The following is a 23,473-nucleotide window of genomic DNA, read 5'->3' as shown; positions in this document are numbered from 1 at the left end:
AGTCATGCGGCCTTTGTTCAAATCGCGGGAATGGTTTAGGCAGCGAGTTCTTCTACTTCGGTGCCCTTGAACATCTTCGACAGGTTGAGGAAGCAGATCATGCCGTTTTCGTTGGCGATGATACCTTCCGAGAATGACTTGTCGAACGAAGCGGAGACTTCCGGAACCGGCTGAACCGTGTTTGCGGGAATGGTCAGGATGTCGGACACGCGATCGACCAGCATGCCGATGACCATGTTATGCACCTCGGCGACGACGATCGCACTCCGCTCGTTGGCGACAGTGCTCTTCATGCCCAGCTTGAAGGCCAGATCGATGATCGGGATGACGGATCCGCGCAGGTTCATGACGCCGATGACGTCGGCCGGTGCATGCGGGAGCGGTGTCGACGGGGCCCAACCGCGGATTTCGCGGATGGTGGTTGTCTTCACGCAGAACTCCTGATCGTGAAGGCGGAAGGCGATGATCTCAAGCGTATCGCCACTGTAAGTCTTCGAGTTGATCGTCGCGGACATCAAAGTTCTTCCCGGTTCGTGCAGGCCTTTACGGCGACAGCGGCAGGTCCGGTTCAAGGCTTTCAGCTGGCGCTGCTGACCTTTCCGCAACGGTGCTGCAAACCGTATGGCAAGTTTCAATTCTCTAACTGTATGCGAAGAGTATTTCGCAATTCTAAACTTGCTCACCAGTTCGCTAATGTTCTGGCATGTCTCCGCAGGCAGGGCAGCTCTTGCTGCGCCCGGTTTCCGGCCACGTTCAGGGCAGTCGGATGTTTCCCGTCTGGTGGGCTGTGGGTGGCTCTACGTCACCTGGTCAGTATTCTTTTTCGTAGAATACGCCTGCGGTGCCGCCTTCGCTGCCGGCGCCGGCCTTCAGCTTGACGCCACGCCCGACATCCAGATTGATGGTGGCCTGAGCGCCGTTCTGGCCGCCCTGCTCGACCTGGAAGTAGGTGCGCTTGTTGATGTAGCGCCCCACCGATACCGTCGTCTGGCCCGTATCGTCTGTGCTGATGTCGAGGTCATCGACGCCGAGGTTGCTGCGCAGCTTTTCGAGTAGCGACGTCGAGCCCCCGCCGGCAAGCTGGGTCACGGCATCGGCCAGCTGTGCAATCTGCAGCGGCGACAGACGCGACATCGACTGGTTGAAGATCAGTCGTGCCAGAACCTCGTCCTGCGGCAGGGCAGGGGCGGAGGAGAAGGAAATCGTCGGATCGTTGGCAACGCCGGTAATGTTCACAGTGATCGTCGTCTGGCCGGAGCTCGTGTTTGCTTCCATGTCGAGGATCGGTACCAGACCGCCGCCGAAGGTGATCTTGCCTTCGGTAAAGTCCAGCCGCTTTGACAGGATGACAATGCGGCCTCTACGCATGTCGAAGCCACCGGAAATGACAGGGGTGACTGCGTCGCCCCTGATCGTCAGGTCGCCGCCGAGCTCGGCGTCGATACCGCGGCCTCGCACGAAGATACCGTTCGGTGCCAGGATCTGCAGGTCGAGTGCAATCGGCTCGCTGGCACCCTTTGCGCTTTTCGGCCGGATTTCCTCCATCTGGCGCACAACGTCGCGTGGGGCGTTGCGGTGGCGGATATCGATCGATGACAGTGATGACGGAAGCCGGGCCGGCACGGTGATTGCAGCCTTGGTCAGCGACACCTTGCCCTTCAGCGCCGGGCCCGACAGCAGCGGGCCGTTGATCGTGAGATCTCCGTCAGCGGTGACCGCAAACAGGTTTCCGTCCGCATAGCTCGCCTTGTTGAGGACGATGCGCAGATCGGCCGGAAAGCCCTCGGTCGTCTCTACGGAGCCTGTCACGGCGACGGTGCCGCCGCTTGCAAGCGTTCCGCCCAGCCGCTCGATCGTGGCGCGGGTGCCGTCGAGCCGAACGTTGAGAGCGAGATTGTTGATGGCGAGATTGCGCCTGGCATCGACGAACTTCGCCCCTGAGGAGGTGACGCTGCCCGAGAGAAGCGGTGCCTTGGCCGTTCCGCGAATGCCGAGATCGACATTGCCGGTGCCTGTCAGCACGAAGCCCTGGGCGGCAAGTTGGCCCGCGAGTATGGAAAACGGAAAGCGCCCATCGAATTTGAGGTTCAGCGCCTTGTCGCCTTCGAGCGAGACAGCGCCGCCACCGGTGAGCGAAATACCGCCGCCGCCGGTGAGACCGAGGTCGACGGTTACGCGCGTACCCTCATAGGTACCCTTGGCAGTCACATCCACCGAAGCAACGCCTGCGGATGTCGACTGGCTGACGGAGGCGTTCGCCCAACGCAGATCGTAACGAACGGCCGGCGCCTGGGGACTTCCGGTTGCCACCACGGTCCCGGAGATCGCGCCTTTTGCGCCGAGGCCCGGTACGAAGGCATTTGCGAGACTGGCCGGGACAGATCTGGCCCTGGCATTGATGTCGAGCGCCGGCGCGCCGTCGGCGTTGAGGATCACGCGTCCGTCGGCGGTCAATTCGAGACCATCGGATCCCGTGAGACGGGTGCGGTCTAGTGTGACTGTACGGTCGGCGAAGCTTCCGGCAGCCTGGAGTCGAAAGGGTGCGATGCCAGCGTCGCGCATCTGGCGAAGCTGTGCATCACTCCATTCCAAATCATATTTGATCGCCGGGGCAGAGGTCGTGCCCGTTGCATTGATCGTGCCGGAAATGACGCCGGCTGCATTGATCGAGGGTACGAACGTGTTGATCAGGCTGGCCGGCAGGGACGTGATCTTGGCGGAAAGATCAAGCGCCGTGCCGGCGGTCCCGTTCAGAGAAAGACGGCCGTTGCCGGTGGCAATGGTAAAGTCGGTAAACCGCGCGTTGCCGTTCTCGACAACGATCCGGGTTGGGGCAGCGAGGCGCACGGGGATCTTGCGTGGCGTCGCATTGAAGCTGTTGATCTCGACAGCAAGCCCGTCCGCGGTCTGGATCGCGCCGGCACCCTCGAGTGGCGCATTGTCGTAGGTCGCGGACAGCTTGAAGTCCGTCGTCGTACCACCGTGGGTGATACCCAACTGCATGTTATCGATGACGTTGGTGCCGCTGCCGATGCGCGCCGCACTGATCGAACCGGCAGCCGCAATCGCCTTCAGGTCCGGTATCGTCAGGTCGACCTTGGGTTGGGCGATCTCGATAGCACCTCGCTTCAGCAAGGAACCTTCGGCCTTCACGACAGCGCTCGCCTTGCCGTCGACATTGGCAAAGGTCGCCGAACCGCGAAGGTCGCCTTGCGCCTGCTGGGCTGCGAGTGCGGCAAGAAGTGCCACATCGGGGAAGTTGAATGTGACTTCCCCGGTGGGAAGGAATTCCGGCGAGAAGGTCAGTGCGCCGTTCAGGCGGTTCGGGCCGATTTCGGCGACGATATTGGGGGCAGACGTCTGGCCGTTCGCCGACTGCACATCGGCATTGATGCGGATCGGCTGGCTGTCCAGAGTGCCCTTGGCGACGATCGTGCCCTGCGGCGCCTGTGGATTGGCGGTGCCATTGATCGTGAAGCTCAGATCTTCGAGCTTGCGGCCGACGAGCCTTGCCTCGGCGGAGTTGACGACGGCCTTGACGGCCAGTGCCGTGGTGGGGCCGCTGGTGGTGATGTCAAAGCCTGCGGCGCCTTCGGCATCCGGCAGCCAGCGCTTGATGTCCGGAAGGCGTCCGGCAAGGTGGCTGACCAGCGTGCCGTTTTCATAGAGCACGTTGCCGCGGGCTTCGAGTGCGTTCGATTTCAGCGTGACGTTTTCCAGGCTGATGCGGTTTGCCGAGGAGGCGTCGACATAGCCTTCGGCGGCAATTGCGCCTTCAAACTTCGGTGCCAGCGACGGCGGCAGGACCGAGGCATTGGTCGAAATGCGGAAATTGCCGGTGACTGTCTGCTTCGACGTATCGAATGCGCCGCTGACCGTGCCGCTGATGCCGGCGCTTTCGAGCGTCGCTGCATCCAGGCCGATGGCCGGTGGTGCCAGCCGAAGTGGTGCGTCGAGCGTCAGCGGCCCGCGGATCACACGGTTGAGGTCGGGATTGACGAAGCTCATCTGACCAATTGTCAGGCGGCTGCGGATGCTGCCGGCCCGTTGGATGAGGTCGAGATCCTCGCTTTCAGCCTGCAGCCGCACCTGGCCGAACCGGCCTTGCGGAAGTTCGGCGGAATTCAGCGCTGCCGTCGCATTGAAACGGGCAGAGGCTGCGGCGCCGGTCAGGGTGAAATTGATCGTATCAATGGAGAAGCGGCTCTCCTGGCCGTTGATCGGCCACGCGATCGAGACCGGGCCCTTGGTGCCGGAAACGCCGGCCGTCAGGCTGTTGTCGCCGTTCGGGTCCCATGCGCCCTTGGCGGTAATCTTCACGGCGCCGGAGGTGAGGTCGCCGCGCTGGATGTCGACGCGACCCGAAGGCGCGTAGATGGCGGCCACATTGATGTCCGTTGTACCTTCGACCAGCGACCGGAAGGCTGGCGGCATCAGCGTTGCAAGCTGGCCGCCACCGATGATTTCCACGCGGTGGGCGCCGTTGTCGACCAGGACATGTTTTCCATCGACGGAGATGACAGGTGCGCCATCGACATTGCCGACGAGACGGCCGGCCCAGTTCGAGAGAGGTCCTTCGCCATCCAGCCCCAATGCGACGGCAGGAGCGCCGGGAAGGCGCAACAGTCGGGCGAGCAGTCCGCCCTGCGGTTCGGAGACCGAGGCCTTCAGCTGCAGGCGGTTTTCCGACGGTGCGTAGACGATATCTGCGGATGCCTTCGCATCCATCTCGTCCTTGCGGGTTGCTTCCAGCTTGAGCGAGATGTTGGGGCCGGTCGCATCGATCGAGCCCTTCACCGACAGCGCAAAATCGCGTCCGGAGAGGGCCTGCGACAGGTTGATATCCGGCAGATCTATCTGCGCGACCCGAATGCCGACCGGCAGCGGCGAGCCGGACGACTTTGTCGTGCTCTGCGTCGTTATGGTCGCATCAGGCTGCGGCGGACGAATGAAGTTCACGGTCGTTGCGGAAACCCGGTCTGCGCGGAACACGCCGGAGACCAGCGCCGATGGCGACCAGTCGACCTCGATGCCGCCGATTTCGGCATAGGCACCGTCCTTGTCCGACAGCGTCAGGCTGTCGATGCGCAGATCACCCGACAGCAGACCTTCCGGTCGAGAGAAACTGACCTTGCGGTCCGGGGTGGACACCAGCGCCGAGATCCGTTCTGCCGCAATGTTTCCGCCGAACGGCGTCAATGCAACGAACAGGACGACGCCGAGCGCCATGACGAAAAGGACCCCGACCGCGGCAATCGCGGCCTTGAAGACCCATCTCAGCAGGCGAACGAAAAGCGTCATGCTGGCAACTTTACCTTTCAGAATGCCTGGCCAATGCCGGCATAAATTCCATACTGGCTACCGTCGTCATAGCGTCGCAACGGAAGCGCGACGTCCAGCCTGATCGGCCCGAAAGGAGTGGCGTAACGCAACCCGATCCCCGCTCCAGCTCTTATATCAGAAAAATCAGGCACGATTTCGGTCGAAACCGTACCGACGTCGAGAAACGGTACGATGCCGATGCTATCTGACACTTTTACGCGCATTTCAAAAGAGGCCACAGTGTAGGATCGTCCGCCCAGCGCTTCGTCATCGCCGTTATAAGGCGAAATTTCGCGATAGGAATAGCCGCGCACCGATCCGCCGCCGCCGGCATAAAAGCGCCTGGTGGCTGGGATGTCCTGCAGCTCGTCGGCGCCGACCAGCGTCCCCGCACTCAGCTTGCCTGCAAACACGACCCGATCCTCTGCACCCAATCCGAGATACCCGGAAATCGAGCCCTCGAAAGACGAGAAAATGCTTTGATTGAAGAACTCATAACTAGGCTTGGCGGAAAGCGTTGCGCGGTAACCTTCGGTTGGGTCCAGTTTGTTGTCACGCGCGTCGCGTTCGAAGCCGACAGGCACGCTGAACGTCAGGTACTCATTCTTTCCGAAGGCATCGTCGGCGAGAATATACGCGACTTCACCGCCGGCGGTGAGCTTGTCGGTGTCGTTGAGTTCGTAGGAAAAGCCGGCCGAATAGGCGATCGACTGCGCGTCGTAGATATCGTCTGGATTTTCGCTTTTGGCTTCCAGGCGCGATTCGAACGTTGCCTCAGGCACGGGAAAGCCCGGCTTGGTAAAGACGATACCGGCGGAATAGTCGAATGTGGTGACGTCGGTCGTTGCGCCGATGCCGGAGACCTTGCCTTCCACGCGCAGCGATTCGGCCTGGCCAAACAGATTGCGATGCCCCCAGTAACCCGAGAGACCCGCTCCATCGAGCGAAGAGTATTCGGCACCAAAGCCGAAATACCGCTGCTTGCCGTCCGAAACCTCGATCATCAGCGGCAGCGATCCATCCGGCGCAAGGGCGTCGGATTCCTGAATCGTGACGCTCGAAAACACACCGAGCTCGCGCAGCCGGTCATTGGCCTTTTTCAGCTGCACCGGTGAATAGCGGCCGCCCTTGTCGAGGCGGGAATAGCGTTTGATGAAGGCTGGGTCGACTGTGCGCGAGCCTTTGACCGTGACCATGCCAAACGGTGCGATCGGGCCCGAGATGGCGCCGAGCACGACATCGACCGTGTTGGTGCGATGGTCGGCGGTCACCCGCCGTTCGGTCAGCTTGGCAAGCGGTCGACCTTCTGCCTTGACGTCGACCAGCAGCTTTTCGCCGGCTTTCAGAATCACGCGCGAGCCGGCTTCGCCGCCAGGCTCCAGATCGTAGTCCGCGGGGTTGCGACCGGTCGCATCCTTGTCGAACCGCACCGAGCCAAGTTTGAAAACCGGTCCGGGTTCGATCTGAACCGTCACGGGAACGGGTGATGAGTGGTCGAAGGTGGGGTTGGGTGGCAGCGCGTCGATATCCGTTCCGGCAACAGAGATACGGACGACCCCGCCATACCGGGCTTCTTCGTAGAGAACAGCAACCAGGCGGTCCCGGTCTTCGCGGGCCTTGATGACGATGCCGAGATCACCGGATACAGGCTCGTCCTTGTCGGCGATCAGCGATGCCGCGGTTTCCAGGCGATCCTTGAGTTTCTTGTCCGCATCACCGGCTTCCAGAGTCGCGTCGTAGCGGACCGGGTCGATCACCTCGACCTTGTCCTCGTCGTCGCCAAACAGTGTAATGCCGAAAAGCTTAAAAGCGTAGGCGCTCTCGATGAGCGCAGGCGAACAAAGAAGGGCGGCCGCAATCGCTGCGACGGAACCGGTCCTCCGGTAATTCATCTTCTTCCGCCCGCTGCTTACGTTCTGCATACGCTAACTTATTGCCGACTTATCACCGCCCCGGCCATCATGACCAGCTCCTGGTCTTGTGTAGCCGCAAATTGTTTAACGGGGTACCCCCGTCTCGTCGATAAGTATGTCTTCATAAATGAAAAAGCCCTGGAGCATGCTCCAGGGCCACAGTCTTGCGGTGCTCGTCGAGCGCCGCTCCGATTAGTAACGGCGCGGGCAATCGTCGATGTAGCGACGGCCGTAGCGATCGCGATAATAGCACTGGCCCGGCTGTTCCGACACGTTGCCGATGACCGCACCGGAAACGCCGCCGATGGCTGCGCCGACTGCTGCGCCGCGGACGTTACCGGTAACTGCGCCGCCAATGATGGCGCCGGATGCAGCGCCGATACCGGCACCCTTTTCAGTCGCGGTGCAGCTCGCGAGAGATGCGCCGAGCACGAGAAGCATCAAAGCCTTTTTCATGAATTCCTCCTGAGTAGTTCCTGCCGATTGATTGTGTCCGGCGAAACCCTTGCAGGTGCGCACGCCGGGCTTTTGTGCATCCGATGAACAATAGGCCGGCTCTTCAAATAGTCCATATAAGCAAGACACATTCTGATCTCATTCTTCGATGGCTGTGGCAAAAATCCGCTTTCAGTCAGGTTTCGCCGGTATGAAATGGGTATTGATCGGCTGGCCGACTTGGGGAATGATGAGAAGGTGGGGGAAGTCGCATCACGCCAGCTCGAGCCGATTGTTCGGAAAGTCTTTCGTCTTTTCGGGGTCGCCTGACTCGTAACGATTTTGGCAGATTTCAATGGTAGTTTCGCTTCATTGGAATTGTTCCAAAAATTCGGACTTTTCGCCGCAGGTCGGGGCAAATTGACCTATTCGGGCTTGACGCATGGCGAAACCGGACCCAAAACCGGGGTAGGTTCTGGAGTGTGACATGGATTTCGAGGCATTTTTCAAAAGCGAACTGGACGGACTTCATTCGGAAGGCCGCTACCGCGTGTTCGCCGATCTCGAGCGGCATCGCGGAAGTTTTCCGCGCGCGACGCGTCATACGCCCGAGGGACCGAGAGAGGTTACCGTCTGGTGTTCCAACGATTATCTCGGCATGGGCCAGAACCCGGCCGTGATCGAGGCCATGCACGAGGCCATTGATCACTGTGGCGCGGGTGCGGGAGGCACCCGGAATATTTCTGGCACCACCCACTACCATGTTCTTCTGGAGCAGGAGCTCGCGGACCTTCACGGCAAGGAATCCTCGCTCGTGTTCACGTCCGGATATATCTCCAACTGGGCGACGCTGGGTACGCTTGGCCAGAAGATCCCCGGTCTGATCATTTTTTCCGACGCGTTGAACCATGCCTCGATGATCGAGGGCATCCGCTATGCCAAATGCGACCGGGTGATCTGGAAGCATAACGATCTGAACGATCTGGAAGCAAAGCTTGCGGCAGCCGATCCGAAGGCGCCCAAGATGATCGCGTTCGAGAGCGTCTACTCGATGGACGGCGATATCTCGCCGATCAAGGAGATCTGCGATCTTGCCGACAAATACGGTGCGATGACCTATCTCGACGAAGTTCATGCGGTCGGGATGTACGGCCCGCGCGGCGGCGGCATTGCCGAACGCGAAGGCCTGATGGACCGTCTGACGATCATCGAAGGTACGCTTGGCAAGGCTTTCGGCGTCATGGGCGGCTATATCGCGGCATCGACGGCGCTGTGCGACTTCATCCGTTCGTTCGCATCCGGTTTCATCTTCACCACGGCTTTGCCACCGACACTTGCGGCCGGCGCGATCGCCTCGATCCGCCACCTCAAGGCAAGCCCGTTCGAGCGCGTGCGTCACCAGGATCGCGTCAAGAAACTGCGAATGATGCTCGACCAGCAGGGCATCCCGCATATGCACAACCCAAGCCATATCGTGCCTGTCATGGTCGGCGATGCGGCCAAGTGCAAGTGGATCTCCGACATCCTGCTTGACACCTGCGACGTCTATGTCCAGCCGATCAACTATCCGACGGTTGCGAAAAAGACCGAGCGCCTGCGCATCACACCGACGCCGCTGCATACGGATGCGGATCTGGAACATCTGGTCAGCTCGCTGCATCAGCTGTGGTCGCGCTGCGCATTGGCACGCCAGGTCGCCTGACACGACGTTTGCCTCATCCCCGTGCGTGTCACGGGGATGCCGGGCGCTCCAAGTCGCCCCGTCTTCACATCACGCAATGAACTTGTCTGATCACGCGGCCGTCCCGCCGATGGCTTTCGGCGCTTAGGCGGCCATTTCCCGTTTGTCGATGATTTCGTCGGCAACGCGGCGTGCTTCAGCGTCTGCTGCAAACACGGCGTCCATCGTTGTTGCCGCGTGACCCATCATCGCGTCCATCACGTCTTCGACGACATCCGCCATGGTGAGAAAGCCGATCCTGCCGGCGCAGAAGGCATGAAACGCCATCTCTTCCGCGGCATTCATGATCGCGCCCTGCGCGCCGCCGCGCTCCAGCGCAGTGCGGGCAAGCCTGAGTGCCGGAAACCGAACCTCGTCCGGCGCCTCGAAATCGAGCCTTGCCAGCTTGGCGAAATCGAGCCGGTCCACATTCAGCTTCGGCCGCTCGGGATAGGTCAGCGCATAGCCGATGGCGGTGCGCATATCCGGACTGCCGAGCTGCGCAATGACGGATCCATCCTGGTAACCCACCATGGAATGAATGATGGATTGCGGATGCACGATCACCTCGATCTGGTCCGGCCTGATATTGAACAGGTGCTTCGCCTCGATGATTTCAAGCGCCTTGTTGAACATCGAGGCGCTGCCGATCGAGATCTTCAGTCCCATGGACCAGTTGGGATGGGCGCGGGCAACCTCTGCCGTGACGCCGGCCATCTCCTCGCGGCTCCATGTCCGGAACGGTCCGCCGGACGCGGTCAGAACGATGCGTTCCACCGCATGGTGCTGGTCGTCTTCCAGCGACTGGAAGATCGCGCTGTGCTCACTGTCGACCGGGATCAGTCGACCGCCGCCCTCGGCCACCGCCCGAACGAAGAGTTCGCCGGCGGAAACCAGGCACTCCTTGTTGGCAAGGGCGATGTCTGCTCCGCGCTCCGCCGCAGCAAGCGTCGGCGCAAGGCCGGCAGTCCCGACGATTGCCGCCATCACCAGGTCGGATGGTCGTGCACCCGCTTCGATCAGCGCCGCGCGTCCTGCCGCGACCTCGATCCCGGTGCCTGACAGTGCTGATTTCAGCGCGTCGTAATGGGCATCATCGGCGGTTACGGCCAGCGCTGCGCCGCAGGCTATCGCCTGCTCGGCCAGCAATGTGACATTGGCGTTGCCGGTAATTGCCACGACATCGAATGCGTCGCGCCCACCAAGCTGGCTCACGACATCGAGCGTGTTGACGCCGATCGAGCCGGTGGAACCAAGAATGCTGATGCGACGCTTGCCGGTTTCGGCCATGGTATGTCCTGTCTTTACGGTGACCGCTGGTCTAAAAGAGAAAGCGGCGGCTCACAAGTGTAAGCGCTCAACTCCGAACTTTCGAAGAGCCCGGTAGGTCATGACGGATATGCAGACGATCGAGACCCAGACGATCGAAACCCAGTGTGTCATCGCCGGGGCAGGGCCGGCGGGCCTGATGCTGGGCTTTCTTCTGGCGCGGGCCGGCGTCGATGTGGTCGTGCTCGAAAAGCACGCGGATTTCCTGCGCGATTTCCGTGGCGATACCATCCATCCCTCGACGCTGGAAGTGATCACAGAGCTCGGCCTGATCGACGACTTTCTGGCACTGCCGCACACAAGGGCGCCAAAGCTTTCCGCGCAGATGGGCGGCGAGACGATCACCATGGCGGATTTCTCCCGTCTCCCGGTCAAGAACCGTTTCATCGCCTTCATGCCGCAATGGGATTTTTTGAATTTCATGGCAAGGCAGGCGCAAAGCTATCCCAATTTCAAGCTGATCATGGATGCCAAGGTAACCGGGCTCATTGAGGAGAAGGACGCAATTGCCGGCCTCTGCGTCGAAACGCCGGATGGTCCGCTGACCATCCGCTCGCAACTCGTCGTCGGGGCCGATGGCCGCAATTCCATCATCCGAGACAGGGCCGGTCTCACCGTCGAAAGTTTTGGAGAGCCGAGCGAAGTCCTGTGGATGAAGCTTTCCAAGCAGAAGGATGATCCGAACGAGGTGATGGGGCATGCCGGTCCAAGCCAGGGTCTGGTGCTGATCGACCGGGGTGACTACTGGCAATGCGGCTATGTGGTCCGTCGCACGACCTATGCAGACATCCGCGAAAAAGGCATCGAGGCTTTTCGTCAGCGAGTGGTGGATGTTTCGCCGCTTCCGGCCGCGCGGATGGAGGAGATCTCCTCCTTCGACGACGTCAGCCTTTTGACCGTGCGGATCGACCGGTTGACACAATGGTGGCGCAGCGGCCTGATCTGCATCGGCGATGCGGCGCATGCGATGTCGCCGATCGGCGGCGTTGGCGTCAACCTTGCCATCCAGGATGCGGTGGCGACGGCAAACATTCTGGCAAAGCCGCTGCGGGAAAACAGGCTCTCGGATGCGGATCTCGCGGCCGTGGAAAAGCGCCGCAGCTTTCCGACGCGCGCCACGCAGAAACTGCAGCTGATGATGCGCTCGAGCCGCCGCAGCGATGAGGTCGATGCGCAAAAACGCAAAGGCCCGCCAGCTTTTATCCGCGGCATCGCCCGCTTTCCGCTTCTCGCCCATCTCTCGGGACGACTGATGGGCCTCGGCTTCCGTATGGAGCATGTCCGCAAGACCTGAACCGGTCGCCGTAGTTTTTCAGATCGACGAGGTCGGCGCAGCGGGTAAAGCGCAACTTTGAGGCACCTCAAAATGCCACCAGTATTCCTGCCCGCAACCTTTCCAGGTATCTCCCGTTGTGAAAGGGGTCCACGAACGGGGTGATGCGATGCTGATGTTCGGACGAATGCTGACGATGGCTGCAGCGATACTAGGCGGCCTCTTTTTCTCTCAGGCGCCCGAGTTTGCCCAGCAATACCGCCAGCGCATCGGCGGCGCGCTCGATGAGCTGAAGGTGATGATCACCCAGTTCGACACCCAGGCCAACCACCACGGTCTTGGCCGGCAAGAAGCGCTCAACGTCTATTCGAGCTCGCCGGAAACCTTCCTGCGCGACCAAGGCGACACGATGCGCGGCATCTTTCAGCGTTACGAGACTTTGCTGACGCAGCAGGATGAACTGATCAAGGCCTCGCTGCCAATCAAGCCGTTCGTGGTGATGCGCAACGCCGACCCCATGACCTTCACCAACACATGGCGCGACTATGTGCCGGCCGTGCCGATCGACGCCGCAGGCCTCACCTGGGCCGGCGGTGGCTTCTTCGCCGGCTGGGTCGCCGCCGGCATTCTCGGTTTCGTGCTCAAGGGGGCGACCCGCCCATTGCGCACAAACCGCGCCAGGAAGCAGGCCACGCCGCAAGTATAGACGAGGAGGGCGCGGAAGTGGTGATCCCGAATGGACGGCGAAATCTCCGAGAACGTAATCCCGGGAACACGGAATTTTCGTAGGGAAAAACGCGACATCCTTCCGAAAGCGCGCGTTCTCAGCCACGGGAGCGGCCTTCGGGAAATGAAAGGCGTGGCGCAATATGTGGACATCGTACACTGGTATAAGAGTTTGACCTGCTGGCGCTACACGTTGGCCAATTACCCGCTTTCTATAGGTATCGACTTCAAGTCGATCTCGTACGGTGGCGCTGATCTACTACATCGCCAGGTCCTCTTTTCCACACGACAGTCACCAGCCCCGCTCAAGTATTGCCCGCTAAATTAGCTCTACTTGCGGATTGGGCGAGCATAGCCATGGCTGAATGGGACAACGTCGTCACCATCGAGTTGCGGGGGGAAACCAAGACCTTTGTGCGTATCAAAAGCACGAAGGAGGCGGCGAAGTATTTGATCGAAGCGTGGCCGGGTTCCCGGGACGCAGCTTACCATGATGCCGTGGTCGCCTGCGCTGGAGCATTGAGGGGCCTCACGAACGAAAGACGCGTTGTCGAAGTGCTGTGTAAGGCGGCTTCGTCGTCCAACCTGATCGCTTACGACAGCATCGATGCTTTCGAGGCAGAGATGATCAGCGCAATCAGAATGGCCTTGGACACCGATCTTCAATCTTGTCTCGAGGCAACGTTAAATAAATTCGAGCTAAACAGTATAAATTTCGTCGAGGTCGGGATTTAGTTGATCCGCTGTTTGATGAATTTTGCAGGCGCTCTATTGTGTGTTGAAAGAGCCATGCGAAAATTCAAGCCTGGCCAAAATCGAGACGTTGAGCATGGCCGCAGCAAAGCAGTTACGATGGCTTGGGTCGAAGCAAATCCTTCGCAACTACGAGTTCTCGCCGCGGTTCTGAGTTTGCGTATTTCGACGGTAGCGGATGGTTGTGGTGCTGAGCTGTTCTTACTGTGCAGCAACGCATCACGTCGCGGGTAACGGCTGAGCGAACTCGGACGTAATCAGCCAGCGAATGATCAGTTTGTGGGAACGCCGGGAACGCGGACGCCCCAAAAGTCCTGCAAATGTGGTGATCCCAATTGGATTCGAACCAATGGCCTCAAGATTAGGAATCTTGCGCTCTATCCTGCTGAGCTATGGGACCACTCGGCAAAACCCATACAAAAGGTGATGCGTTTAGCCAAGTGTTTTTCTGCGGGTTATGGTGACAGGCGCTGCTCCGTGAGCTTCACCCAGTAGGAGATGCCGTAGGCGAGGGCTTCGTCGTCGAAGTCGTAGTTGGGGTTGTGCAGCGCTGCCGTATCGCCGTTGCCGATGAAGATGAAGGCGCCGGGGCGGCGTTTGAGCATGAAGGCGAAGTCTTCGCCGGCCATGGTCGGTTCGACGTTGGCATCCACATTGGCGGCGCCGACGATCGATGAGGCGACGCCGATTGCGTGGTCGGTCTCGCTGTCGTGGTTGGAGGTGACAGGGCATTTGCGCTCATAGTCGATCGACCAGCCGGCGCCGTGGGCGCGTGCCAAGCCTTCGACTATCTGGCGGATGCGGTTTTCGGCGAGATCGCGGGTGTCCTCGTTCAGCGTGCGCACGGTGCCCATGATGATCGCGTTGTCGGGGATGATATTGTGTGTCGTTCCGGCATCGAAGCGGGTCACTGATATCACCACCGACTGGACGGGGTCCGCATTGCGGGCGGCGATTGCCTGCAGGCTGCCCACCAGCTGCGAGCCGATGAAGATCGGGTCGATCGTCTTGTGAGGCTGGGCCGCGTGGCCGCCGCGACCCTTGATGGTGATGGTGAAGCGGTCGGGTGCTGCCATGATGCCGCCCTTGCGGATCGCGAACTGGCCGACGGGAATGCCCGGCATATTGTGCATGCCATAGACTTCGTCGATGCCGAAGCGTTCCATCATGCCGTCTTCGATCATCGCCAGCGCGCCGGCACCGCCTTCTTCGGCGGGCTGGAAGATCAGCGCCACGGTGCCGTCGAAATTGCGGGTTTCGGCGAGGTATTTTGCAGCACCCAGCAGCATGGATGTGTGCCCGTCATGGCCGCAGGCATGCATCTTCCCAGGGGTTTTCGAGGCCCATGGCTTGCCCGTGAGCTCGGTCAGCGGCAGCGCATCCATGTCGGCGCGCAGACCGATCGTGCGTCCGCTGGCGTTTGCGCCTGTACCCGCGTCTGCGCCGCCCTTGCCCCTGATGATGCCGACAACGCCGGTGCGGCCGATGCCGGTCGCGACCTCATCGACGCCGAATTCCTTCAGCTTAGCGGCTACGAAGGCTGCGGTCTCAACGACGTCATAGAGAATCTCAGGGTTTTCGTGGAGATGTCGGCGCCATTCGCTAACTTCGCCTTGAAGTTCGGCGGCGCGGTTCAAGATGGGCATTCGGATTTCCTGTGCTGCTGCTCATAAGGTTGTGACCCATCCTCCCGAAGGGAGTGTGCCTCGCCTGATTGACGTAATCAATCATCTTTGCCATTGCTTGGCCACAGTGGCCACATATGCGCCAAACGTTTCGGGCCTCCATTCCCGGCTCCAGCGACGAGGAACGCTCTTGTCATTCTTGCATCTGAAATCCGCGACCGCCGTTCGGGTGGTCTCCGCCATTGCGGCACTAGGCCTCCTCGTTTCCGCCGGCAGCGCTGCGGCCAATCCGCGGCTGATCGTCGATGTGAAGAGCGGGCGGGTCATCGCCCATCAGGATGCGTTCCTGAAATGGTATCCGGCCTCGCTCACCAAGCTGATGACGGCCTACGTCGTGTTCAAGGCGATCAGGACCGGCCGCCTTTCGCTCGAAACCCAGGTGGTGATGAGCAAGAAGGCGACGGACCAGCCGGCCAGCAAGATGTATTTCAAACCGGGCACGCGGCTGACGCTCGACAATGCGATGAAGATCCTTCTCGTCAAGTCTGCCAACGATATCGCCGTGGCCGTCGCCGAAACGGTGGGTGGTTCGCTCGATCAGTTCGTGGAAATGATGAATTCCGAAGCGCACGGGCTCGGCATGGCATCGAGCCATTTCATCAATCCGCATGGCTTGCCGGGCAAGGGCCAGTTTACCACGGCGCGCGATCTCGCCGTGCTGACGCTGGCGCTGAAGCGGGAATTTCCGCAGTACCAGAGCTATTTCTCGCTGGAAGGCATCGATACCGGCAAGAAGCAGTATCCGAACTTCAACACGTTGATCGGCCGCTTTGATGGGGCCGACGGCATGAAGACCGGCTTCATCTGTGCCGCCGGCTTCAACCAGATCGGCTCGGCCACCCGCAACGGCCGCACGGTGATTTCGGTCGTGCTCGGGTCCGACAGTCTCGCCGGCCGTGCGGATGATACTGCGAACCTTCTGCAGCAGGGGCTCACCTCCCAGGCAAACGAAGGCGTGCCGCTCGCCTCGCTGCCGCCCTATGGAAACACGGCCGAGGTGAATGATGTCAGCGCCGAGATCTGCAATCCGAAGGCTGCCAAAGTCCGCAGTGAAAATCGCGACGATGCCGGGCGCACCGTTCTGCATTCGCCCTTTATCCACGAGATGACGCGTCCGCCGCAATATGCGGTGACAAGCCTCATCCTCGGCGGCGAAGACGTACCGGATGCCAATACGGGCACAAAGTCCGTGCCGATCCCGCAGCCGCGCCCAGCCAATCTCTAAAGAGCTGGCTGAACTTTAAGGTACTAAAACATGTCCTTTAGCGGTCGCATTCCGGTTTCCATCCTCACCGGCTTTCTGGGGGCGGGCAAGTCCACGCTTCTCAACCGGATCCTGAAGGATCCCGCCGCCAGCAACACGGCCGTCATCATCAACGAATTCGGCGATGTGAGCATCGACAATTTCCTGGTCGAAAGCTCGGGCGATGCGCTGCTTGAACTTTCCAACGGCTGCCTGTGCTGCACCGTGCGCGGAGAGCTGATCGATACGCTCGCCACGCTGATGGACGGCGTGCAGACCGGGCGGCTGAAGCCGATCCACCGGGTGGTCATCGAAACGACAGGCCTTGCCGATCCGGCGCCTGTCATGCAGTCGGTCATGGGCAATCCCGTCATCGCGCAAAATTTCGAGCTGGACGGCGTCGTCACCGTTGTCGATGCGGTCAACGGTATCTCGACGCTCGATCGTCATCCGGAAGCGGTCAAGCAGGCTGCGGTCGCCGACCGGCTGGTTCTCTCCAAGCTTTCCATGTCGACACCGGAGGAGAGCGAGGCGCTCCGGGCCCGGCTGCGCGCGCTCAACCCGCGGGCACCCATCGTCGATGGCGATGACGAAAGCACCGGTGCCGCCGCGATCCTCGTCAACGGGCTCTACGATCCGGAAACGAAGATCGCCGATGTCGGCCGCTGGCTGCGGGAAGAGGTGGCGCACGATCACGCGCACGCGGCTCATGGGCACCGGCACGATGGGCACGGGCACGACCATCACGACCATAAGCACGATCCTCATGATCACGGCCACCATCATCACGATGTAAACCGGCACGGCGCCAACATCCGCTCCTTCTCGATCGTCCACGACAAGCCGATCGAGCCGATGGCGCTCAGCATGTTCGTGGATCTGCTGCGTTCGGCGCATGGCGAGAAGCTTTTGCGCATGAAGGCGATCGTGGCGATGTCGGATAATCTTGAGCGCCCGCTGGTGCTGCACGGGGTGCAAAGCATTTTCCATCCGCCGGAACGATTGGCGAAATGGCCCGAGGGCTCCGATCGGCTGACGCGCATGGTGCTGATCACCCAGCATCTGCCGGAAGCGTTCGTGCAGGATCTTTTCGCGGCCTTCACGGGCAAGCCGCAGATTGATCGTCCGGATCGTGCGGCGCTCGAAGACAATCCGCTCGCTGTGCCGGGAATGCAGTTCTAAGGCTGCGCCGTCCGGCACCGGCACACGCTTGAGCCTGTCGCCGGGATCAACCCTTGCGGATCACGAACCTGTGGCCCGTCTCGGTCCGCTCGGACGAGAGCAGGACGTGGCCGTCCTGGCTGCAGAAATGCGGGATATCGATGCCTGCAAGCGGATCGGTGGTTTCCAGGGTAAGAGACGCGCCCGTCTCCATGGACTTCAGACGCTTGCGGGTCTTCAGCACGGGCAGGGGGCATTTCAGCCCGCGAAGATCATAGGTCTCTCCGAGGGCTTCCCCACGCACTGGCGTCAGTCCTTGGACCAGAACTTCCAGGCGGGCTTCTTGGCGGTCTCGGTCACCGGCTGTGTTGCCGTATAGGCAAGCGGGTTCTGTTCCGGCACAGGAACGGCAACGGTCGTGCCCTGCGCTGTCTGAACGGTCGGCGTTGCAGCCTGTGGTGCCGGCGCCGATGGAACGCTGGCGGTCTGGGCGCCACGCAACTGCGTATTGGCAATCGAGCCGGTCGTCGTTGCAGGCAGGCGGTCCTGCTTTACCATCATGCGCTCGTTGATCGAGGCTGTACGGGCAGACGTCGGGCCAGCGGAGGCAAGCACGGTGGTCGCCGGCTTCTCGCCGGTTGCGGCCATGCGCTTTTCCATCATCTGCTTGAATTCCGACTGGCTCAGCAGCTTGCCGGCTTCCAGCGACGTGCCTGTTGGTGCATAGGCGAGTTCACGGCCCTTGCGCTTGCCGGCAACGACGGCCTTGCGCTCGGCTTCCGTCGGTTCGTACCAGACCTTGCCGTCATACTTGTCCATCGCCTTCTGATAGGCGAGGTCGTAGGTCTTGGAATAGGACGACAGTGCGGATACCAGCGTCGGCGGCGTCGACATGGTCGGGCAGGCGGCGGCCGGTGCGAACTTGCCGTTGCTGTCGGTCTGCTGGTTGAAAACGTACTTCTTTTCGCAGACGTTCACTTCCGGCGGGCGCTTCGTCACTTCGAAATTGTCGTAGCCGGTCTTGATCATCTTCCAGAAGTCGTAGTTCTGGTTGTCGCGGTGGCGCACCATGTTTTCCGCGCTCATGCGGAAGGGAAGCGCCTGCAGCTGGATCGAGGTCTGGCCGCCCTTGAAGGCGTCGCGTGCAAAGGCGTAGATTTCCAGAACCTGTTCGTCGGTCATGGAGTAGCAACCCGACGACGAGCAGGCGCCGTGGATCATCAGATTGGTGCCGCTGCGGCCGTTGGCGGCGTCATAGCGGTTCGGGAAGCCGGTGTTGATGGCGAGGTAATACTGCGAATTGGGGTTCAGGTGCGCAGGGGTCAGGCTGTAGAAGCCTTCCGGCGCCTGACGGTCGCCTTCCTTCACCTTCGGTCCGAGCTTTCCGGACCAGGCGCAGATGTCATAGCTCTTGATGACGTCGAAGCGGTTGTCGGCCTTCGCCTTCCAGATCTCGAGCTTACCCTCTTCCTTGAGGATGCGGATCATGATCGGCGACTGGCGCGGCATGTTCCTCTTTTGCATCTCGGCAACGATGCTGGAAGGAAGAGGCTGCTCCTTCTTGTTCTTGACGGTCGAGAGATCGATCTTTGCAGAGTCCAGCGTATCGTTACAGCCGGTAAGGGCCGTTGCGACAAGAAGGGCGAAGGCGATGTGTTTCAGGCGCATCGAGACAAACCACATATCAGGAATGGCGAACAAAACCGTACGAGACACGATCAATAAGACGGTAAGCTTTACATCTTCTTAAACGCTTGCACGCGGCTGTCTAGCAAAACCGCCGCGGTTTTCACCGCACACCGGCAATTCCCAAAGTCCTATACCGGCGATTTTGGCAATTTCAGGGGCAGACGATCGGTTTTACGCCTAATCCTACAGGTTGCGGCCGATATCGAGGAATTTCTGCCGGCGCTGGTTGCGCAACTCGATGCCGGAGAGCTTCCCAAGTTCTTCCAGAGCCGAAGCAATCACCTTGCCGGTGGCAGCAATAACGGTTTCCGGGTCGCGATGCGCGCCGCCGATCGGCTCCGGAATGATCTCGTCGATGATGCCGAGACCCTTCAGGTCGTCGGAGGTGATCTTCATGTTAGTCGCAGCTTCACGGGCGCGGGTCGAATCGCGCCACAGGATGGAGGCGGCGCCTTCCGGCGAGATGACCGAATAGATCGAGTGCTCGAGCATGTAGACCCGGTTGCCGGTGGCGATGGCAATCGCACCGCCGGAGCCGCCTTCGCCGATGACGATCGAGATCAACGGGACTTTCACGCCAAGGCACATTTCCGTCGAGCGGGCGATGGCTTCCGCCTGGCCGCGCTCTTCCGCGCCAACGCCCGGATAGGCGCCTGCCGTATCAATCAGGGAAATGATCGGAAGACCGAAGCGGTCGGCCATTTCCATGATGCGGATCGCCTTGCGATAGCCTTCAGGACGCGGGCTGCCGAAATTGTGCTTCAGGCGGCTCTTGGTGTCGTGACCCTTTTCCTGGCCCATCAGCGCGACAGGCATACCGTTGAAACGGGCAAGGCCTGCCTGGATCGCCGCGTCCTCACCGAAATTGCGGTCGCCGGCAAGCGGCGTGAAATCGGTAAACAGCTTTGCGGCATAATCGACGAAATGCGGGCGCTGCGGATGGCGGGCAACCTGCGTCTTCTCCCAGGCGCCGAGCTTGGAATAGATGTCCTTGACCGCTTCCTTCACCCGGCCTTCAAGGCGGGTAATCTCGTCGGTCGTGTCTATGCCTTCATTCTCGTCCGTGAGCTTCTTGAGCTCGTGGATCTTGCCCTCGAGGTCAGAGATTGGCTTTTCGAAGTCGAGATACGTTTGCATGAGATCCGGTTTCCGGTTGTTTTTCTCTTGAGGAACGTAGCGTTCCAATTTTCGATCGGGGCTTCTAATCCCGGTTTTTGGCCTGTTTTGCAAGAGGGTGATGTGTTTGCACCGTCTGGCGAAGCCGTTCTTCCAGGACATGCGTGTATATTTGAGTGGTGGAAATGTCTGAATGTCCAAGCAGTTCCTGCACCACGCGAAGGTCGGCGCCGTTTGCCAAAAGATGGCTTGCAAACGCGTGGCGCATCACATGCGGCGAGATCGCAGCGGTTTTTAAGCCCGCCCGCGCCGCCAGTCCCTTAAGGTCGCGGGCGAAAACCTGGCGGGGAAGATAACCTTCCTTGCTGCTGGAAGGGAAGAGCCAGATGCTGTCCGCATCTTTTTCGCGGCTGCTCCGCATTTCGCCATAAACCTTCATCGCGGCGATGGCCGAGCGGGAGAGCGGCACCAGCCGTTCTTTGTTGCCCTTGCCGCGCACCATCAGGAACCGGCCTTCCTGGTCCAGCACCTTTGCCGGCAGTGAGACGAGTTCGCTCACCCGCATCCCCGTTGCATACAGAAGCTCGAGCAGCGCCAGCATGCGGGCGCGGGAAATCTGATCGGGTCCCGGTTGTGCCGCTTCCTCCATGGCAAGACTTAAGAGACGGGTCACGTCTGCCTCAGTCATGATCTTGGGCAGCGAGCGCCCCTTTTTCGGCGCGTCCAGAATGGAGGTCGGATCGTCGGTGCGCAGGCCTTCGGCATAGAGGAACTTGTAGAATTGCCGCATGGCAGAAAGGCGTCTTGCCTGCGAGGACGCGGCAAAGCCCTGCTTGCCGAGATGGCCGAGATAGGCCGACAGATCGCCGCTTTGCGCAGACGACGGCGTCGATTTGCGGGTTGCGAGGAAGGAATGCATGTCCTCCAGATCGCGTTCATAGGAGGAGAGCGTGTTCATCGCCGCACCGCGTTCGGCGCTCATCATTTCCAGAAAGGCTTCGATGTGAGCGCGAGACAGGTCGGCCATTGGTTCGTCCTATCCTTGTCAGGCGGTCAGGGCTTCTGGGCGGGCGGGTTCAGCCGTTCGGAGGGCACGCGCACCGTGACATCGCGTTCGCGCGGCTCCACCAGAAAGACCAGTGCCACCATGCTTCCGTAAATGATGCCAGCGATCACCGCGAGCACGAATAGAAACCGGAACAGGGTAGGCATCGAGAACTCCGCTTCGTTGCGCTGCACTATATCCGTAAATGTTTATAGATCGACAAGAAGAAACGGTGAGGGCGGTGTTTCAGGCGCCGCGCGGCTTGACGCCCATCCCGCATTTGTCGATACCGTTTCGCAAACGGACGAGACGATGAACGAAGTTGCATCCATTGCGGAACAGTCCCTCAAGCAGCGGGCGAGCGCGGCACTCGATGGCCGCAACCTGACCCTTGTCGGCCTGATGGGAGCGGGCAAGTCGGTGATCGGAAAGCTGGTCGCCCAGGCTCTCAACGTGCCCTTCGTCGATACGGACGCGGAAATCGAAAAAGTCTCCCGCATGACGATCTCGGAGCTTTTCGCATCATACGGCGAAACGGAGTTCCGGGCGCTGGAAACGCGGGTCATCGAGCGGTTGCTGAAGCAGGGACCGCGGGTGGTCTCGACCGGCGGCGGTGCCTTCATCAACGAGGCGACCCGCGCGCAGATCAAGGCCGGCGGCGTTTCGCTCTGGTTGAAAGCGGATCTGGATGTTCTGTGGGAGCGCGTCAACCGGCGCGATCACCGCCCGCTTCTGAAAACCGAAAACCCGAAGCAGACGCTGGAGAACCTGATGATCCAGCGCTACCCGATCTATGCCGAAGCCGATCTCACCGTGCTGTCGCATAATGTCCGCAAGGACGTGATGGTCAACGAGGTGCTAAAAGCGCTGGCCGGGCTTCCCAAGGCCGGCCTTGCAAAGACAGGTGACATGCCATGAACGAAACCTCCCGTGCTTCCGAACGCCTGGTGCATGTGCTGCTCCAAGGGCGCGCCTACGATATTCTGATCGGCCCCGGCCTCATCGAGCGCGCCGGCGGCGAGATCACCTCGCGGCTGAAAGGTCGCCGTGCAGCCATCGTCACGGACGAAAATGTGGCGCCGCTCTATCTCGAAGCGCTGATGGACAGTCTGCAGACCGACGGTATCGAAGCCGTGTCGCTGACGCTGCCGGCCGGCGAAAAGACCAAGAGCCTCGAACACCTGTCAACGGTGTGCGACATGGTTCTGTCGGCCCGGATCGAACGTAACGATGCCGTGATCGCGCTTGGCGGCGGCGTGATAGGCGATCTCGCAGGTTTTGCCGCAGGCATCGTGCGGCGCGGCGTGCGCTTCGTGCAGATCCCCACCTCGCTTCTGGCGCAGGTGGATTCGTCCGTCGGCGGCAAGACGGGCATCAACACCCGTCACGGCAAGAACCTGCTCGGCGTCTTCCACCAGCCGGATCTGGTTCTCGCCGATACCGCAGCACTCGACACGCTGTCGGAGCGGGAGTTTCGCGCAGGCTATGCCGAAGTCGCCAAATACGGGCTGATCGACCAGCCGGATTTCTTCGAATGGCTGGAAAAGAACTGGAAGGCCGTGTTCTCAGGCGAGCCCGAGCGGATCGAGGCGATTGCCAGAAGCTGCCAGTCGAAATCCGATGTGGTGGTCGAAGACGAGCGCGAGACCGGCCGTCGTGCGCTCCTCAATCTCGGCCACACGTTCGGCCATGCGCTGGAAGCCGCCGTCGAATATGATGGGAAGCGCCTCGTTCATGGCGAAGGCGTCGCGATCGGCATGGTGCTGGCCTACCAGTTTTCGGCGCGCATGAACCTTGCAAGCCCTGATGATGCAAGCCGCGTCGAGGCGCATCTGAAAGCCGTCGGCCTGCCGACCAGGATCAGCGATATTCCGGGCGAACTGCCGCCGACGCAGAGGCTTCTCGATGCGATTGCGCAGGACAAGAAGGTCAAGAGCGGCAAGCTCACCTTCATCCTCACCCACGGGATCGGCCAGTCCTTCGTCGCTGATGATGTGCCGTCTTCCGAAGTGCTGAGCTTCCTTGACGAAAAGCGGAGCCGATGAGCGCCAAACGCAGCCTGC

General features: G+C 60.7%; 19 protein-coding genes and 1 tRNA gene. 8 read left to right on the top strand and 12 right to left on the bottom strand.

Going from position 1 to position 23,473, the window contains the following annotated elements:
* Positions 1–35: 35 nt before the first annotated feature.
* From IFT66_RS12930 to IFT66_RS12915, 4 genes are all read right to left on the bottom strand, one after another.
* Positions 36–515, bottom strand: coding sequence for a chemotaxis protein CheW (locus tag IFT66_RS12930; RefSeq protein WP_062462566.1), 480 nt, complete (start codon positions 513–515; stop codon positions 36–38).
* A 295-nt stretch (positions 516–810) separates the two neighbouring features.
* A complete protein-coding gene (locus IFT66_RS12925; RefSeq protein WP_192077820.1) occupies positions 811–5,301 on the bottom strand; it encodes a translocation/assembly module TamB domain-containing protein in 4,491 nt (1,496 codons plus the stop codon).
* Between the two features lie 17 nt (positions 5,302–5,318).
* Positions 5,319–7,244 (bottom strand): autotransporter assembly complex protein TamA, encoded by a 1,926-nt coding sequence (locus IFT66_RS12920; RefSeq protein WP_192077819.1) that lies wholly within the window; start codon positions 7,242–7,244, stop codon positions 5,319–5,321.
* A 183-nt stretch (positions 7,245–7,427) separates the two neighbouring features.
* A complete protein-coding gene (locus IFT66_RS12915) occupies positions 7,428–7,691 on the bottom strand; it encodes a glycine zipper domain-containing protein (protein WP_062462576.1) in 264 nt (87 codons plus the stop codon).
* A gap of 466 nt (positions 7,692–8,157) precedes the next feature.
* Between IFT66_RS12915 and hemA the strand changes: the two genes are divergently transcribed.
* Positions 8,158–9,372, top strand: coding sequence for a 5-aminolevulinate synthase (gene hemA / locus IFT66_RS12910; RefSeq protein WP_062581729.1), 1,215 nt, complete (start codon positions 8,158–8,160; stop codon positions 9,370–9,372).
* Between the two features lie 123 nt (positions 9,373–9,495).
* Here the strand turns inward: hemA and dxr are convergent, their stop codons facing one another.
* Complete coding sequence (gene dxr / locus IFT66_RS12905; protein WP_113111747.1) at positions 9,496–10,680, bottom strand: 1-deoxy-D-xylulose-5-phosphate reductoisomerase; 1,185 nt, start codon at positions 10,678–10,680, stop codon at positions 9,496–9,498.
* Positions 10,681–10,780: 100 nt separating this feature from the next.
* Here dxr and IFT66_RS12900 point away from each other — a divergent pair, with 100 nt between their 5' ends.
* The 3 genes from IFT66_RS12900 to IFT66_RS12890 all read left to right on the top strand — a co-directional run bounded on the left by IFT66_RS12900 (position 10,781) and on the right by IFT66_RS12890 (position 13,453).
* Positions 10,781–12,013 carry an FAD-dependent oxidoreductase gene (locus IFT66_RS12900; protein ID WP_192077818.1) on the top strand — a complete coding sequence of 411 codons (1,233 nt, stop codon included), beginning with the start codon at positions 10,781–10,783 and terminating at the stop codon, positions 12,011–12,013.
* Positions 12,014–12,161: 148 nt separating this feature from the next.
* Complete coding sequence (locus IFT66_RS12895; protein WP_092659360.1) at positions 12,162–12,698, top strand: DUF2937 family protein; 537 nt, start codon at positions 12,162–12,164, stop codon at positions 12,696–12,698.
* A 377-nt stretch (positions 12,699–13,075) separates the two neighbouring features.
* A complete protein-coding gene (locus IFT66_RS12890; protein WP_062461818.1) occupies positions 13,076–13,453 on the top strand; it encodes a DUF982 domain-containing protein in 378 nt (125 codons plus the stop codon).
* A gap of 341 nt (positions 13,454–13,794) precedes the next feature.
* Here IFT66_RS12890 and IFT66_RS12885 read toward each other — a convergent pair.
* Both IFT66_RS12885 and IFT66_RS12880 read right to left on the bottom strand, forming a co-directional pair.
* Positions 13,795–13,871: transfer RNA gene (locus tag IFT66_RS12885), tRNA-Arg, on the bottom strand.
* Positions 13,872–13,926: 55 nt separating this feature from the next.
* Positions 13,927–15,117: a M20 aminoacylase family protein gene (locus IFT66_RS12880; protein ID WP_192077817.1), complete on the bottom strand. Its 1,191-nt coding sequence runs from the start codon at positions 15,115–15,117 to the stop codon at positions 13,927–13,929.
* 169 nt (positions 15,118–15,286) lie between these two features.
* On the opposite strand from IFT66_RS12880, the gene IFT66_RS12875 reads away from it, so the two are divergent.
* Positions 15,287–16,381, top strand: a complete 1,095-nt coding sequence (locus IFT66_RS12875) for a D-alanyl-D-alanine carboxypeptidase family protein (protein ID WP_446737885.1) — start codon at positions 15,287–15,289, stop codon at positions 16,379–16,381.
* A 30-nt stretch (positions 16,382–16,411) separates the two neighbouring features.
* Positions 16,412–17,581, top strand: a complete 1,170-nt coding sequence (locus IFT66_RS12870; protein ID WP_192077815.1) for a CobW family GTP-binding protein — start codon at positions 16,412–16,414, stop codon at positions 17,579–17,581.
* A 46-nt stretch (positions 17,582–17,627) separates the two neighbouring features.
* Here the strand turns inward: IFT66_RS12870 and IFT66_RS12865 are convergent, their stop codons facing one another.
* The 5 genes from IFT66_RS12865 to IFT66_RS12845 all read right to left on the bottom strand — a co-directional run bounded on the left by IFT66_RS12865 (position 17,628) and on the right by IFT66_RS12845 (position 21,577).
* Complete coding sequence (locus tag IFT66_RS12865; RefSeq protein WP_342344768.1) at positions 17,628–17,864, bottom strand: sulfurtransferase TusA family protein; 237 nt, start codon at positions 17,862–17,864, stop codon at positions 17,628–17,630.
* Between the two features lie 5 nt (positions 17,865–17,869).
* Positions 17,870–19,228, bottom strand: a complete 1,359-nt coding sequence (locus IFT66_RS12860; protein WP_192077814.1) for a L,D-transpeptidase family protein — start codon at positions 19,226–19,228, stop codon at positions 17,870–17,872.
* Between the two features lie 204 nt (positions 19,229–19,432).
* The gene (locus IFT66_RS12855; protein ID WP_092659372.1) at positions 19,433–20,386 is read right to left on the bottom strand and encodes an acetyl-CoA carboxylase carboxyltransferase subunit alpha; all 954 of its coding nucleotides are present in this window, start codon (positions 20,384–20,386) and stop codon (positions 19,433–19,435) included.
* Positions 20,387–20,450: 64 nt separating this feature from the next.
* A complete protein-coding gene (xerD, locus tag IFT66_RS12850; protein WP_062461803.1) occupies positions 20,451–21,392 on the bottom strand; it encodes a site-specific tyrosine recombinase XerD in 942 nt (313 codons plus the stop codon).
* Between the two features lie 26 nt (positions 21,393–21,418).
* Positions 21,419–21,577: a hypothetical protein gene (locus tag IFT66_RS12845; protein ID WP_092660944.1), complete on the bottom strand. Its 159-nt coding sequence runs from the start codon at positions 21,575–21,577 to the stop codon at positions 21,419–21,421.
* A 145-nt stretch (positions 21,578–21,722) separates the two neighbouring features.
* Here IFT66_RS12845 and IFT66_RS12840 point away from each other — a divergent pair, with 145 nt between their 5' ends.
* Together IFT66_RS12840 and aroB are read left to right on the top strand one after the other, a co-directional pair.
* Complete coding sequence (locus tag IFT66_RS12840) at positions 21,723–22,328, top strand: shikimate kinase (RefSeq protein ID WP_192077813.1); 606 nt, start codon at positions 21,723–21,725, stop codon at positions 22,326–22,328.
* Positions 22,325–23,455: a 3-dehydroquinate synthase gene (gene aroB, locus IFT66_RS12835; protein WP_192077812.1), complete on the top strand. Its 1,131-nt coding sequence runs from the start codon at positions 22,325–22,327 to the stop codon at positions 23,453–23,455. The genes IFT66_RS12840 and aroB overlap by 4 nt, the downstream gene beginning before the upstream one ends.
* Positions 23,456–23,473 lie beyond the last annotated feature (18 nt).

Source organism: Rhizobium sp. CFBP 13726 (genome assembly GCF_014841925.1).
GTDB lineage: Bacteria > Pseudomonadota > Alphaproteobacteria > Rhizobiales > Rhizobiaceae > Neorhizobium > Neorhizobium soli.
The sequence above is the reverse complement of the archived record's forward strand: the minus strand, read 5'-3'. Positions and strand labels throughout refer to the sequence as shown.